The 14837-nt window shown below is 55.1% G+C and carries 13 protein-coding genes; 7 read left to right on the forward strand and 6 right to left on the reverse strand.

Going from position 1 to position 14837, the window contains the following annotated elements; translation table 11 throughout:
• Positions 1-7 precede the first annotated feature (7 nt).
• Positions 8-466 carry a serine protease chaperone gene (locus ACTG1K_RS15680; protein ID WP_440005968.1) on the forward strand — a complete coding sequence of 153 codons (459 nt, stop codon included), beginning with the start codon at positions 8-10 and terminating at the stop codon, positions 464-466.
• A 68-nt stretch (positions 467-534) separates the two neighbouring features.
• Here ACTG1K_RS15680 and ppsA read toward each other — a convergent pair whose 3' ends face one another.
• Positions 535-2907, reverse strand: coding sequence for a phosphoenolpyruvate synthase (gene ppsA, locus ACTG1K_RS15685; RefSeq protein WP_440005970.1), 2373 nt, complete (start codon positions 2905-2907; stop codon positions 535-537).
• Positions 2908-3254: 347 nt separating this feature from the next.
• Here ppsA and ppsR point away from each other — a divergent pair, with 347 nt between their 5' ends.
• Positions 3255-4067, forward strand: a complete 813-nt coding sequence (gene ppsR, locus ACTG1K_RS15690; protein ID WP_005333888.1) for a posphoenolpyruvate synthetase regulatory kinase/phosphorylase PpsR — start codon at positions 3255-3257, stop codon at positions 4065-4067.
• Positions 4068-4306: 239 nt separating this feature from the next.
• Here ppsR and ACTG1K_RS15695 read toward each other — a convergent pair whose 3' ends face one another.
• Positions 4307-4642: a hypothetical protein gene (locus ACTG1K_RS15695; protein WP_319890379.1), complete on the reverse strand. Its 336-nt coding sequence runs from the start codon at positions 4640-4642 to the stop codon at positions 4307-4309.
• Between the two features lie 347 nt (positions 4643-4989).
• Here ACTG1K_RS15695 and ACTG1K_RS15700 point away from each other — a divergent pair, with 347 nt between their 5' ends.
• Positions 4990-6372 carry an amino acid permease gene (locus ACTG1K_RS15700; protein WP_005333893.1) on the forward strand — a complete coding sequence of 461 codons (1383 nt, stop codon included), beginning with the start codon at positions 4990-4992 and terminating at the stop codon, positions 6370-6372.
• Positions 6373-6472: 100 nt separating this feature from the next.
• On the opposite strand, the gene ACTG1K_RS15705 is transcribed toward ACTG1K_RS15700, so the two are convergent.
• Positions 6473-6787 (reverse strand): ArsR/SmtB family transcription factor, encoded by a 315-nt coding sequence (locus ACTG1K_RS15705; RefSeq protein ID WP_179902034.1) that lies wholly within the window; start codon positions 6785-6787, stop codon positions 6473-6475.
• 106 nt (positions 6788-6893) lie between these two features.
• Between ACTG1K_RS15705 and ACTG1K_RS15710 the strand changes: the two genes are divergently transcribed.
• Entirely contained in the window at positions 6894-7964 is a 1071-nt protein-coding gene (locus ACTG1K_RS15710; RefSeq protein WP_425854352.1) for a permease, read from the forward strand.
• Positions 7965-8089: 125 nt separating this feature from the next.
• Here the strand turns inward: ACTG1K_RS15710 and ACTG1K_RS15715 are convergent, their stop codons facing one another.
• Positions 8090-8800 (reverse strand): HAD family hydrolase, encoded by a 711-nt coding sequence (locus tag ACTG1K_RS15715; protein WP_139747419.1) that lies wholly within the window; start codon positions 8798-8800, stop codon positions 8090-8092.
• A 203-nt stretch (positions 8801-9003) separates the two neighbouring features.
• Between ACTG1K_RS15715 and ACTG1K_RS15720 the strand changes: the two genes are divergently transcribed.
• The gene (locus ACTG1K_RS15720; protein ID WP_100645568.1) at positions 9004-10557 is read left to right on the forward strand and encodes a methyl-accepting chemotaxis protein; all 1554 of its coding nucleotides are present in this window, start codon (positions 9004-9006) and stop codon (positions 10555-10557) included.
• A gap of 522 nt (positions 10558-11079) precedes the next feature.
• Here the strand turns inward: ACTG1K_RS15720 and ACTG1K_RS15725 are convergent.
• Positions 11080-11712, reverse strand: a complete 633-nt coding sequence (locus ACTG1K_RS15725; protein WP_011899269.1) for a tetracycline resistance transcriptional repressor TetR(E) — start codon at positions 11710-11712, stop codon at positions 11080-11082.
• 80 nt (positions 11713-11792) lie between these two features.
• Here ACTG1K_RS15725 and tet(E) point away from each other — a divergent pair, with 80 nt between their 5' ends.
• The gene (tet(E), locus tag ACTG1K_RS15730) at positions 11793-13010 is read left to right on the forward strand and encodes a tetracycline efflux MFS transporter Tet(E) (RefSeq protein ID WP_120414009.1); all 1218 of its coding nucleotides are present in this window, start codon (positions 11793-11795) and stop codon (positions 13008-13010) included.
• A 904-nt stretch (positions 13011-13914) separates the two neighbouring features.
• The gene (locus ACTG1K_RS15735; RefSeq protein WP_223945911.1) at positions 13915-14298 is read left to right on the forward strand and encodes an antitoxin Xre/MbcA/ParS toxin-binding domain-containing protein; all 384 of its coding nucleotides are present in this window, start codon (positions 13915-13917) and stop codon (positions 14296-14298) included.
• A 133-nt stretch (positions 14299-14431) separates the two neighbouring features.
• Here ACTG1K_RS15735 and ACTG1K_RS15740 read toward each other — a convergent pair whose 3' ends face one another.
• Positions 14432-14788, reverse strand: a complete 357-nt coding sequence (locus ACTG1K_RS15740) for a hypothetical protein (RefSeq protein ID WP_011899272.1) — start codon at positions 14786-14788, stop codon at positions 14432-14434.
• Between the last annotated feature and the right edge of the window lie 49 nt (positions 14789-14837).

Below are 14837 nucleotides of genomic sequence, written 5' to 3' on the forward strand. Positions count from 1 at the left end.
TATTACCATGAACAAACCTGTTACCTTGCTTCTGGCAACCTTGCTGGCCCCCCTCTCGGGACAGCTCTGCGCCCAGGAGTCCATCACCATGGATGGCAAACAGTACAGCACCATAGAGGTGAACGGCCAGACCTACCTCATTCCCGACAACGGCAGCAAGAAGCGGGTCGCCCGCAGCCTTGACAGCAAGGTCCCGCAACAGACCCTGCGCCGCGGTGACGTGTTGATGCAAGGGGCCGCCAGCCCGGAGCTGACTGTAAGCGGCACCCTGCTGGTGGAAGCTGACGATGCCAACGCCAAGGCGCTGGCGACTCGCCACGGCCTGAACTTCAAGCAGAGCAGTGGTGGTATCGCCCTGCTGGAGGCTAAATCGGGCACCGATCTCAACGCCATCGCCACCAAGCTCAAGAGCGAAGGGGTGAATGTGCAGATCGAGCTGTCGGGGGCCGAACAGCAGCCGAAATAGGCCGCGACACCAGATAACAAAGGGGGCCATTATGGCCCCCTTTCTGTGCAGCTCATTTTGATAGTGGCTTACTTGGCACCATGCTGCTCCGCCAGATAGAGCCAGGTATCGACTACGGTATCCGGGTTGAGCGACACCGAGTCGATCCCCTGCTCCACCAGCCAGGCGGCAAAGTCCGGGTGATCGGATGGCCCCTGACCGCAGATCCCCACGTACTTGCCCGCCTTGCGCGCGGCCTGAATCGCCATCGACAGCAGTGCCTTGACCGCCTCGTTACGCTCGTCGAACAGATGGGCGATTAGCCCGGAATCCCGATCCAACCCAAGGGTGAGCTGGGTCATGTCGTTGGAACCGATGGAGAAGCCGTCCACGTGCTCCAAAAACTTGTCTGCCAAGAGGGCATTGCTCGGGATCTCGCACATCATGATCACCTTGAGCCCCCGCTCGCCGCGGCGCAGACCGTTCTCGGCCAAGATGTCGATCACCTGCTCCGCCTCGCCCACGGTGCGCACGAAGGGGATCATCACCTCGACGTTGGTCAACCCCATCACATCGCGCACCCGCTTGATCGCCTCGCATTCGAGGGCAAAGCAGGGGCGGAAGCTATCGGCGATGTAGCGGGATGCGCCACGAAAACCGATCATCGGGTTCTCCTCGTGGGGCTCGTAGCCACGACCGCCCACCAGATTGGCGTACTCGTTGGACTTGAAGTCTGACATCCGCACAATCACCCGCTCCGGCCAGAACGCAGCACCCAGAGTGGCGATCCCCTCGGTCAGCTTGGCCACGTAGAACTCCCGCGGGCTGTCGTAACCGGCGATCATCTTGGCGATGGTGGCCTTGAGCTCTGGTGTTTGCTGGTCAAACTCCAGCAGCGCCTTGGGGTGCACGCCGATCATCCGGTTGATGATGAATTCAAGGCGTGCCAGTCCTACCCCGGCATTGGGCAACTGGGCAAAGTCGAAAGCGCGGTCCGGGTTGCCGACGTTCATCATGATCTTGATGGGCAGGCGCGGCATATTGCCCACCTCGGTCACAGCCACATCGAAGTCCAGCTCGCCGTCATAGATAAAACCGGTATCCCCTTCCGCGCAGGAGACGGTGATCCGCTGGCCCGGCTGAATATGGTCGGTGGCGTTGCCACAGCCCACCACCGCCGGAATGCCCAGCTCGCGAGCGATAATGGCAGCGTGACAGGTGCGGCCACCCCGGTTGGTGACGATGGCGGAGGCCCGCTTCATGATGGGCTCCCAGTCCGGGTCGGTCATGTCAGTCACCAGCACATCGCCGGGCTGCACTTCGTCCATCTGGCTGATGGAAGAGATGACCCGCGCCGGACCCGCGCCAATCTTGTGGCCGATGGCCCGCCCCTCGATCAACACCTTGCCCGCTTGCTTGAGGGCAAAACGCTCGAGGGTGTTAGCCTCCTGGCGGCTACGCACGGTTTCCGGGCGCGCCTGCACGATATAGAGCTGGCCATCCTGACCATCCTTGGCCCACTCGATATCCATCGGGCGGCCATAATGCTGCTCGATGATGAGGGCCTGTTTCGCCAGCGCTATCACCTCCTCATCGCTGATGCAGAAGCGGCTACGCTCGGCCTCATTGGTATCGACAATCTTCACCTGACGGCCGTGACCAGCATCGTCCGAGTAGGTCATCTTGATAAGCTTGGAGCCGAGGGTCTTGCGCACCACCGCCGGGCGCCCCCCCTTGAGGGTCGGCTTGTGCACATAGAATTCATCCGGGTTGACCGCGCCCTGCACCACCATCTCGCCAAGACCATGGGCTCCTGTGATAAAGACCACGTCGTTGAAGCCGGACTCGGTATCCAGAGTAAACATGACGCCGGAGGCGGCGAGATCCGAGCGCACCATCCGCTGCACCCCGGCCGAGAGGGCAACGCCCTTGTGGTCATAGCCCTGATGCACCCGATAGGAGATGGCGCGATCGTTGAACAGGGAGGCAAACACATGCTTGATCGCCGTCATGACGGCATCGATGCCACGTACGTTGAGGAAGGTCTCCTGCTGACCGGCAAAGGAGGCGTCCGGCATATCCTCGGCGGTGGCGGAGGAGCGCACCGCAAACGAGGCCTCGACACTGGCACTCAACTTTTCATAGGCAACCCGGATAGCCTGCTCCAGCTCGGGCTGGAACGGGGCTTCGATCACCCAGTCGCGGATCTGCTGACCGGCCCGGTTGAGGGCTGCGATATCGTCCACGTCGAGATTGTCGAGCAGATGGTGGATCTTGCCGTTGAGGCCACTTGACTCCAGAAACTCGTTAAACGCAAAGGCGGTGGTGGCAAAGCCCCCCGGCACGGATACGCCGGCGCCAGAGAGGTTGCTGATCATCTCGCCAAGGGATGCGTTCTTGCCGCCAACTCGTTCTACGTCCTGCATTCCGAGTTGTTCGTACCAGAGCACGTACTGTTGCACTTGGATGTCTCCAGGTTGGTGGGCACCGATGCCATAGCACCTCGTGCGCCCGATTTAATCGATGAGGTTATGGGTAAGTCAGGTGCGTTATTGTCTGTTTCTTTTGTTGCCAACGACCATGAAAACGTTTTCTATTGGTTTTCAAAAAAATCCCCGAGCAAGCGTTGGGGATGGTCGAATGACCGGAACATTCTACAATGGCGACACAAAAAGATAACGATTCAGGTTTGCAAGCCACTTCACAACTTGGGCACAGCAGACCGGTTGACAAAACTGGTATGGTTTCGGGAGATACTTCTCACCCCTTACCCCATGCGACCCCACCCGCGGTATCACAGGAGCCCTACGTGCACACCGTATTTTATGTTTCAGACGGCACCGCCATCACCGCCGAAGTGTTCGGCCACGCGGTACTGAGCCAGTTTCCGCTGGCCTTCGAGCAGATCACTATCCCCTTTGTGGAGACACTGGAGAAAGCCCGTCAGGTGCGGATGCGGATCGACGAGCAGTTCCGCCAGACCGGGGTGCGCCCCATCCTGTTTCACACCATTGTCGACCCGCTGGTACGGGAAGAGGTACTGAAATCGGAAGCGTGCGGCCACGACTTTCTCAATACCTTCGTCAGCCCGCTGGAGCAGGAGCTGGGGGTAAAGGCCGAACCCCGCCTCCACCGCACCCACGGCATGGAGAATCGCAAGCTCTATGACGATCGCATCGAGGCAGTCAACTTCGCACTGGCCAACGACGATGGCATCACCACCAGGGAGTACGATGAGGCGGACATCATCCTGATCGGGGTCTCCCGCTGCGGCAAGACCCCCACCAGCCTTTATCTGGCGCTGCAGTTCGGCATTCGCGCCGCCAACTACCCCTTTATCGAGCAGGACATGGGGATGCTGGAGCTGCCCGCCCCCCTCAAGGCCAACCGTCACAAGCTGTTTGGCCTCACCATAGCGCCGCAGCGGCTGCACGAGATCCGCAACCAGCGCCGCGCTAACAGCCGCTACTCCTCCATCGAACAGTGCGAGCAGGAGCTGGCCTGCGTGGAAAGGCTGTTTCGCCAGGAGGCGATCCGCTTCCTCGATACCAGCTCCCACTCGGTGGAGGAGATCAGCGCGAAGGTCCTCGAGGCAACCGGTCTGCGCCGCCAGCTCTGTTAAGCCAGCTTGACGGCTATCGGCATCAACAAAAGATAAAAATTACAGTGTCGCGGCGAAAGTCAGCTGTGGCGAACTGCAATTCACATAGATGACAGTGAAAAGCGTGGATAAAAAAGGGATAAGCACCACAAATGCTTATCCCTCTTCTTGTCGACCTTGGCGTTGTGCCCTTGTCACCTGCTGCCAATTAGCCGCTATTCGATTCCGTTCTGCTGCGCTCGGCAAACAGCCAGCGTTAACTAACGATTGAGCTCAGGGTTGTTCATCAACCGGGCATAGAAGGCCAGCAAACCGTGGCGCAGGCGAACCCGCTCCGCCAGCCAGCCGCCAACGAGCGCCCCCGTTACCCCACCAACCAGCAACAGCGACTGCCAGTAGTGCAGCAATCCCTGATCACCGAGTAACAGCCAACCCAGCAACATAATCGCGGCCACCAGCAACAACAGCGGACTGGCAGCAATCCCTAACCAGAGCGCCACCAGTACACCCCGGGCAACCCCTTGTTGCAGTACGCTTTCGCGCTCTCTGTACTCCAACTCCCTGCACTCTTCTCTGTACTCTCGCTTGTTTGGCATCATTTGCATCCATTTGTGGCTCGGCACCACAAAAGCACACCAACAAGACAAAATGTCAACAAAACAGAATTCGATTGCACAAACATCAACCAAAAACTACCAAGAAGCCTCTTCAAATCATGAAAAAGCTGCCTTTGGTACAAAATACGGCCATTAGAGATGGAAAATAGGTGCATTCATGGCGGATTATCACTATTCTGCTTCAGTTGCCAGCCAACACTAAAAATTGAAAATGGCATGGCGTAACGAAATAAATACAGATTTCGTCAGGTTTTGGCTACGCAATTCGGCCTGCTCAGGATGAGCCCAACACCGACCAGAGACAACAGAGACGTAAGGACAGACCCATGGATTTGAAACAAGACGGTGAGGAGCTGAAGCGCGGCCTTAAAAACCGCCACATTCAGTTGATTGCTTTGGGCGGCGCCATCGGCACCGGCCTCTTTCTGGGCATTGCCCAAACCATCAAGATGGCAGGCCCTTCGGTCCTGCTGGGGTATGCCATCGGCGGCTTTATCGCCTTCCTGATCATGCGCCAGCTCGGCGAAATGGTGGTGGAAGAGCCGGTAGCCGGTTCATTCAGCCACTTTGCCTACAAATACTGGGGTGAGTTTGCCGGTTTTGCGTCCGGCTGGAACTACTGGGTGCTCTACGTGCTGGTGAGCATGGCCGAGCTGACCGCGGTGGGCATCTATGTCCAGTACTGGTGGCCCGAGATCCCGACCTGGATGTCGGCAGCCTTCTTCTTCGTACTGATCAACGCCATCAACCTCTCCAACGTCAAAGCGTTTGGCGAAATGGAGTTCTGGTTCGCCATCATCAAGGTGGTCGCCATCATCGGCATGATTGGCTTTGGCGGCTATCTGCTCATCTCCGGTGCCGGCGGACCCGAGGCGAGCGTCACCAACCTGTGGGCTCAGGGCGGTTTCTTCCCCAACGGCATCAGCGGTCTGGTGATGGCGATGGCGGTGATCATGTTCTCCTTTGGCGGTCTGGAGCTGGTGGGTATTACCGCCGCCGAAGCGGACAATCCCGAGAAGAGCATTCCCAAGGCCACCAATCAGGTGATCTACCGCATCCTAATCTTCTACATCGGTGCTCTGGCTATCCTGATGTCCCTCTACCCTTGGGGTAAAGTGGTGGAAGGCGGCAGCCCGTTCGTGATGATTTTCCACGCTCTGGACAGCAATCTGGTCGCCACCGTACTCAACATCGTGGTGCTGACGGCGGCACTGTCGGTCTACAACAGCTGCGTCTACTGCAACAGTCGGATGCTGTTCGGTCTGGCCAAACAGGGCAACGGCCCGAAAGCCCTGCTCAAGACCAACAAGAGCGGCGTGCCGCTGGTTGCCCTCTCGGTCTCGGCCATCGCCACCCTGCTCTGCGTGCTGATCAACTACCTGATGCCGGGCAAGGCGTTCGGCCTGCTGATGGCGCTGGTGGTCTCCGCACTGGTGATCAACTGGGCGATGATCAGCCTCGCGCACCTCAAGTTCCGCAAGGCCAAGGTCGCGGAAGGCGTCCAGCCCAAGTTCAAGGCGTTCTGGTATCCCTTCGGCAACTACCTCTGCCTCGCGTTCATGGCCGGTATTCTGGTGATCATGTATATGACCCCCGATTTCCGCATCTCGGTCGAACTGATCCCCGCCTGGCTGGTGGTACTGGGCATTGGCTTTGTCATCAAGCGCAAAGGACAAGCTCAAAGCAAGGTCGCAGCCAATCTGGGTTAATGCCCGTAGCTGAGAAAAACAATGCAAAACGCCGATCGGATGATCGGCGTTTTTTTATTGCGCGCAGCGCAACTGACCGCACTACTAGCAGCCATAGCCCTCAGGAAGGCAGATCTTGCCGATGCTCCGGGCTGTTGACGCAACACTCATCGCGGAAAAAGGCGATGATCTCCTCCAACACCGCGTATTGAGAGACGCAAAGCAGGGTGCGACTCTCCCGGTTTTGCTTCACCAGCCCCACCGAGACCAGTGCCGCGATATGATGGCTGAGGGTGGAAGCGGGGATCACCAGCTGCTTTTGCAGCTCCCCCACCGGCAGCCCCTGCTCTCCCGCCTTGACCAGATGCTTGAAGATAAACAGCCGGGTCGGATGACCCAGTTCTTTCAATGCCTTGGCAACCTCTTCCAGTTGCATCTCTGCGCCCTCCACAAATTTGATATTTCGATAATACCAGAAATATCTTGACCGACCATTTATTTCGATTATTTTGGAAATATAGAAGCCAAGTGAGGATACGACAATGAATGAGTGGTTAACCATGCTGACCGATGCAGCCCAGATGTTCCTGTTTCTGGCTGTCGAGCTGTCGGTGCTGTTTCTGGTCATTAGCGCCGGGGTCAGCCTGATCCGCCAGAAGATCCCCGACGAGAAGATCCAGCGGATGCTGGGGGCGCGCCATGGCAAGGGCTATCTGCTCTCGGCCCTGCTCGGCGCCGTCACCCCCTTTTGCAGCTGCTCCACCATCCCCATGCTGAGAGGGCTGCTCTCGGCCAAGGCTGGCTTTGGCCCCACTCTCACCTTCCTGTTTATCTCGCCACTGCTGAACCCCATCATCGTCGGATTGATGTGGGCCACCTTTGGCTGGAAAGTGACCCTGCTCTACGCCGTAATCGCCGCCAGCGTCTCCGTCATGGCGAGCATGCTGCTCGACAGATTGGGGTTCGAGCGCCATGTCATCGACCCCAAAGAGGCCACCCCCTCTTGCGGTAGCGGCTGTGGCCCGGCGACCCGCACCACCACTCAAGCACATTGCAGTGACACCCAACGCGGCGCCATTCGCGCAATCAAACCCCTCAACGGGGCAGCGTGCTGCCCAGCACCTCAACCAGAGATGGCAGAACAGGCCACCCTCTCCTGCTGCGGCGATGGCACGGCAGCCCTGACCAGAGCACCACAGCTCCCCACAGCCTGGGTCAAAGCTCGCATCGATGCCTGGCAGCAGTTCAAAGCGGTCTTGCCCTTCCTGCTGCTGGGGGTACTCATCGGCTCGTTTATCTACGGTTTTATTCCGGCCGAGTGGATCGCCGCCCATGCCGGCGCCGACAACCCGCTGGCCATCCCCTTCAGCGCCATCGTCGGGATCCCGCTCTACATCCGCGCCGAGGCCGTGATCCCGCTGGCGTCGGTACTGCTGGGCAAAGGGATGGGGATGGGCGCTGTCATGGCGCTGATCATCGGCAGTGCCGGTGCCAGCCTGACCGAGGTGATCCTGCTCAAATCCATGTTCAGAACCCCGATGATTGCGGCCTTCCTTACCGTGATCCTCGGCATGGCGATCCTGATGGGCTACCTGACGCAACTGTTGTTTTAAGTCGCCCATCATTAAACAGACAGGGGGTTAAGCCAGCTGAGTGTGAAACCATCAGGCTTCCCATAGACAAACGCCGATCAACTGATCGGCGTTTGTCTATTCCGTACGGCAATCTGCAACCGGCGTTACAGATATTGCCCGACGATGGGGAGCAGATCCTCGACGTCACGGGCGATATGGTCGGGTTGGTGTTCCCAGCGCTCCGGGGTCGCGCGGCTATAGGCGACAGCCACCGATATCACACGGCTCTGCTCGCCAAGCGCCGCTTGCAAATGACGGGCAAACTGCACATCCGCTTCATGGTCACCGATATAGATCAGCGACTGGCACCTAGCTGGGCCGAAGATAGACTCCAGACATTTGAGGCCACCGTAAGGATGGGGTTTTTGCTGCTGTCCGGGCACGTCATCATAGCCGACCACAGCCTTGAACAGGCTGTTCACGCCATGCTGCTCCAGAACCCGGCGAATATTCTTTTGGGAGTTCTGCGAACAAATTCCGTGGGGAATGGCAGAGAAATGGTCAATCACCGCCTCCAGCCCCGCAAAAAAACGCACCTCGGTCCGGTTCATCTCCTGATGCTTGGCCCACAGACTGCCAGCCAGCACCATCTCGTCCCGCGACAAACCGTAGTAATCCATATAGAGCGCCTGCCAGTTCTTGGCGGCGTGATTGGCATGGTGATACTCCGCTTCGCTGCGCAGATAGCGCGGCAGATGTTCTCCGGTCAGATGGGGGGCGACCTCAGCCAGGATCTGCTTGGTGATATCGATATTCTTCGGCACCGAATTGACCAGAGTACCGTCATAATCCCATAAAATCGCATCCAACTTCATTGCGTTACCTGTCTCGCTGCACAGCCATAAGTCACGCCATGTTACTTGGCTTGCCTCCCCTCGCCAAACCGCGCTGTAAAAATGTGAGACCCATCCCGTCCCCACGCAGTAGCACAAGAGTTAATGTGCAACAACACAATAAATGAACATCCTCTGCCATACTCAGACGAAGTATTCCGTTACGCCGAAACCGGAGTCTGATCATGGTAACCAGCTCGCTTCACACCACAGATACCGAGGTTGAATTTGCCGACGATATCCAGTTGGTATCGACGACCGATCTCAAAGGGGACATCACCTACGCCAATCCGGCGTTTTGTCAGGTGGCAGGCTATCGCCTGGAAGAGATGTTGGGGCAGCATCACAATCTGGTGCGCCACCCCGACATGCCCAAGGCAGCGTTTGCCGATCTCTGGGCCCACCTGCAGGCGGGTAAACCATGGCGAGGGATGGTAAAAAATCGCTGCAAAGATGGTCGCTATTATTGGGTTGATGCCTATGTCACCCCGATTTATGAAGATGGCAAGATGGTGGGTTACCAATCCGTCCGCTGCCGCCCCGCCGCAGAGCACAAAGCGCGTGCCAGCCAGATGTACAAAACCCTTAAAGCCCGTGAAACCGGCTCTGCCATTCACATGGGCCTGCGTCAACTCACGCCGGCCATGATGACCATCCCCCTGCTGCTCGTCAGCGTGATCAGCGCGCTCTGGCTGATCTCACCGCTCCAGGCGCTCTGGGTCATCATACCCCTCTTGGCAACAATCTGGTTCAATCGCCACCCTCTCTTCCTCACGCCGCGATTCTTGCAGCAGCTCGAGCAGGATTACGACAGCATCAGCCGCCTTATCTTCTCGGGGGATGCCCCCCACAGCATCGCCGATTTCCATATCAAACTCGGGCAAGCGAAGATCCGTACCGTACTCGGCCGGGTGGATGACACCACGGCTTCGCTCAATGCCATGGCCAATGACCTGCGCGGCTCCGCCTCGCTGGCCAGCCAGGATATCTCTTCGCAAGACACGCAGATCCAGCAGATTGCCACCGCCGTCACCCAGATGGCCTCGGCCGCCGAGGAGATCAACCGCAATATTCAAGACAGCAACAGCCAGATCGAAGAAGCCCGCAGCCACTGCATCACCACCAGCACCCAGCTTTCGGAAGCAGGAGAAGAGATGTCGGCGCTGGCCACCCAGGCAGAGCAGGCCTTCCAGTCAGCCGTTGAGCTGGCGAGCGAATCCGAGCGGATCGGCACCATCATGAGCGAAATTCGCGGCATTGCAGATCAAACCAACCTGCTGGCGCTTAATGCCTCCATCGAAGCCGCACGGGCAGGCGATCAGGGGCGCGGCTTTGCAGTGGTGGCGGACGAGGTTCGCAGCCTGTCGACCAGAACCCACAAGGCGACAGAGCAGATCCAGAACAGCATTGGCCATATCCAGCAAACCCTGGGGGGATGGAAAGAGATGATGCATCTCAATGTGACCAGAACCAACGCCTGCCTCGCCACTACCCGGGCAAGTACCGGCAACCTGAATCAGGTTGTGGTCGAGATAGACAAGGTCTCTGATTTTTCCAACCAGATCACCGCCGCGGCCACCGAGCAACAAGCGGTCATCGAGGAGATCAGTCGCAATATCAACCAGATATCCTCGCTCTCTCACGATAACAGTCTCAAAATCGATCAAGTGAGTGAAACCAGTGCCAACTTGCAGAGCAAAGCGAGCCAGCTCAAGGACTTAAGCCGGACGTTCGGATAGCAGCATGCAGATAAAGTCCATGTAAACGAAGGGCCACCCGTCTGGGTGGCCCTGTTGTTTATACGGCTTAACTGTTGCACCTAAACGTGATCACAACCATTTAAGTTGGAAACTGGCAGATCAAAGTATTCAATGAGTTAACGATACCAAATGTGACATTTAAGTTGGAAACTCAAAAGTAATACTACATCTGCTCCGTGAGCAAACAGGACATTTAAGTTGGAAAACAGGCTCTATTTGACGTGATGGGGAGGGTGCGAACAAATCCTTGACACGAGATCATCAGATTTTCTTAGTACCATGGATGAGAACCAACGTGAGCCATCAACTGACCTTCGCTGACTACGAGTTCAATGGCAAACACCGCCAGACCCGCAAAGAAATCCCCCTTTTGTTCGGATCTCCCTAATTTATCAAAGGCTATGCACATACACATTTTCAAGAATACTTGTCGCGTGAAAAATAAAAATCACTGGCGATAGATTTAAAATTACTACCGTTAGCACTGCCCCATAGACAGCATCATTTATTATTACCCTGGATGGACATATATTTTTCATCTAATTGTGCAGAGAATCCAACTATTAATGATTTCAGCCCGAAATGGAAGGCCGTTTCAGCAGTGGTTCTCGTCTGAACATTAAATGCCTCCTGTAATAATGGTGGCACAGCGTCCATCACTGTATTGTATTCTGTCGGGTTTGTGGCTTGCTCTTCCAATACTGCACCCAGCGTAAAATGGCTGATAGATTGCAGAATGAAAAGAGCCTCCTCGACCGAAAACCCTGCATCGCATAGACAGCGTAGTTGCGCCTCTGCTTGTTCAAACTGGGGGGGCGTAGGAGAGGTCCCTATGTGCAATCGGGCTCCATCACGATGGACCAATAATGCTTTACGGAAACTCAGAGCATTTTCCTGGAGAAACTGCTGCCAACTCTCAGTCGGTAACGGTACTGAACGGGTGTGATGCTTCGCCAGTATTGCCTCTGAAAGCATGTTCATAAGGGTCTGCTTGTTGCGCACGTGCCAATACAGAGTCGGTTGCTCAATTTTGAGGGACTGCGCCAGCTTACGCGTAGTCAGGCCCTCTAGCCCTTCTCTGTCCAGCAGGGTGAGCGCCATTGAAATTACGTCGTCCAAGCTTAGTCGTGCCATCACTATCTCCTTTCGCTGTTGACAATCTATCACTGATAGAGTTACTTTTCAAACCCTATCACCGATAGGGAGCGTTAACTATGAACCGCACTGTGATGATGGCACTGGTCATCATTTTTTTAGATGCCATAGGGATTGGCATAATTATGCCTGTCTTACCGGCGTTATTACGGGAGTTTGTTGGAAAGGCTAATGTTGCGGAGAACTACGGTGTTTTATTGGCGCTGTATGCAATGATGCAAGTGATTTTTGCCCCTCTTCTCGGCCGCTGGTCAGATCGCATAGGTCGTCGCCCTGTATTATTACTTTCACTTTTATGTGCAACACTGGACTACGCATTAATGGCAACAGCCAGCGTAGTGTGGGTGTTGTATCTGGGACGCTTAATTGCTGGTATTACCGGTGCGACTGGAGCTGTTGCAGCCTCAACAATTGCCGATGTCACACCTGAGGAATCCAGGACACATTGGTTTGGTATGATGGGTGCCTGTTTTGGTGGCGGTATGATTGCTGGACCAGTCATTGGTGGTTTTGCAGGTCAACTTTCGGTACAGGCACCGTTTATGTTCGCTGCTGCCATTAACGGGCTGGCATTTCTGGTCTCCCTATTCATTTTACATGAGACCCATAATGCTAATCAGGTTAGTGACGAGATAAAGAATGAAACAATCAATGAAACCACATCCTCCATACGCGAGATGATCTCCCCATTATCGGGATTGCTAGTTGTCTTTTTCATCATTCAATTGATTGGCCAAATCCCTGCAACATTATGGGTTTTATTCGGAGAAGAGCGCTTCGCATGGGATGGCGTAATGGTCGGTGTTTCATTGGCTGTGTTTGGGCTTACACACGCTCTGTTTCAAGGACTTGCTGCTGGTTTTATCGCTAAACATTTGGGAGAACAGAGAGCTATCGTGGTTGGCATCTTGGCTGATGGCTGTGGCCTACTTTTATTGGCAGTCATTACGCAAAGCTGGATGGTTTGGCCAGTTGTGCTGTTACTCGCTTGTGGTGGCATAACTCTTCCCGCTTTGCAGGGAATTATATCTGTTCGTGTCGGTCAGGTAGCACAGGGACAATTGCAAGGGTTGCTGACCAGTTTGACACACCTCACGGGTGTAATCGGTCCACTTATTTTTGCATTTTTGTATAGTGCAACCCACGAATCTTGGAATGGTTGGGTGTGGATAGTTGGATGCGGATTGTATGTAGTTGCACTGACTATACTGAGGTTTTTCTATCCCGGCAGGGCAGTCCACCCGAAAAATCAGAGCAATTCACAGCCATTTCTTTAAATGGTAATGGTAACTGAATGCCCCCAATTCCTAGACGTGAAACCGACCGTTGCACAGCATCAGAAATTGTGAATGTAACACATTGGACTACTACGAGAACCTACAATGCAAGCCATATTATTTGAGTAGTATTAACGCTACTCCATAACGACTGTCGCCATACTGAAAGTATGGTAAACAGAATAAAGAACTGTCCTCCACAATTGCAAGCCACCATGCCAATCTGTCAGCGCATAATGCCCATTATGTTTAATTGCAGTGTTTGCTTAGCAAAATGGTCACTTCGCAGCCAAATAGTAAATTAGCGCCAGTTTTACACCCTCAGCCGAAGCTAGTCTGGGCCTGATTAGCGTGAAAGTTTATGACAAATCGCTGGTGAGTTTGACTCAGCGAGGAGGCCACTCTGATTTACTCCAAGAAAAGCCATCAAGCGGGTATTTTGATCGGTTTAACTCAATGACCCACCCGCTACCGGCAGACGCGAACGCCAGTTGATAGCCCTGCTCGGGCGAGATGCCAGACGGCAAAGCGGAGACTGAGCGAAAGCTTTCGTCATCAGATGACACCTCTCACCGGTTGACACACGCCTGCGTTGCCGATGCCAGAACCTAATCGGCTCAAAAAGGCCTAGATAATGAGCCGATTAACGTCACTAATCGGCTCATCGCCAAATCAGGTCCTGATTCGTCACAAAAGCGCCAACGCTTTCGTCGACGGCCAACGAAGTGCGCCAAACTAGGTGAGATCCCAATGAACTCTTGAGTGATGGATTACATTGGGCCCGACAACGTTCACGACCATCATCAACAGAGCCCATATGGAGACAACTGGCTACATGAATCGTGCTAACCACGCTCTCACCGCTAGCAGTTCATCTGTGACCGATGTTCTTGCATCCCTCGATATGCCTCGCAATAGGCTGGCGGCTCATCAGCACATTGTTGCCGGAGTCTCCCCTGAGGTCGTCATCAAGTTGGTTGCCCTGCTAGGGTCGGACACTCGTACTGTTTGTGCGATGATCGGCATTCACCGTGATGAGTTGAGTCGCCAAATCAGGCGGGGAGTTCACCTATCTCCCGCTCAGGGAGATCGCCTCTACTGGGTTGTACTAGCGCTGGAGGCTGTCATATCCCTGTACAACGGCGATATTACCAAGTCATTACGATGGCTCACTCGACCAGCCTGGGGATTTGGGGGTGAAAGGCCCGCTGAGGTGCTCACCTCACCGATGGGCGCTCAGGCGGTTATCGACCTTGCAGGAGGAATTGAACACGGCGTCCCTTATTGATTCACCCGTACATGTCATCGTTTATACCAGAACGACCCCTTTCAACCGCTTGCAGCGTGTCGAATCGCCCGCTTAAGCCCAAACGAATCCATTAACATGAATGGCCAGTATTTCCGAAGCTATTTTGACGCAATCAAAACTCAAGGTGACGAAGCTCTTCGTAGTCAAACTGCCCATCCCTGAGGAGATGAATGATGACCTCGCCTTGATCTAGTTCAAGCGCATTTAACATGTTCTCAAGGACCCCGCAGGTATAAAAAGTCATGCCATTTTCCCCATCAAATGGCAGCCAGTAATCATTACCAGATGACTGTTTCCATACTAGAAAGTCACCCTGTCTTGCTATCGTTGATAGGGTTCCAGTTCCGCTGGAAAGTCGCCATCTGTCATCTTGTCGCCAAGATGCAAATATTTTGAATACGCCAACTCGCTCCTCCTTTTCATCTGGTGGGATACGCAATACCACCCACCCCTCTGGTGTAACTTTCATACCACGGCTCCTTTCATAGCGCAGGATAAATTAGGTTCTTGGACAACCT

Origin of the sequence: Aeromonas sp. 102P, assembly GCF_051920345.1 — a bacterium.
GTDB classification, from domain to species: domain Bacteria; phylum Pseudomonadota; class Gammaproteobacteria; order Enterobacterales; family Aeromonadaceae; genus Aeromonas; species Aeromonas veronii.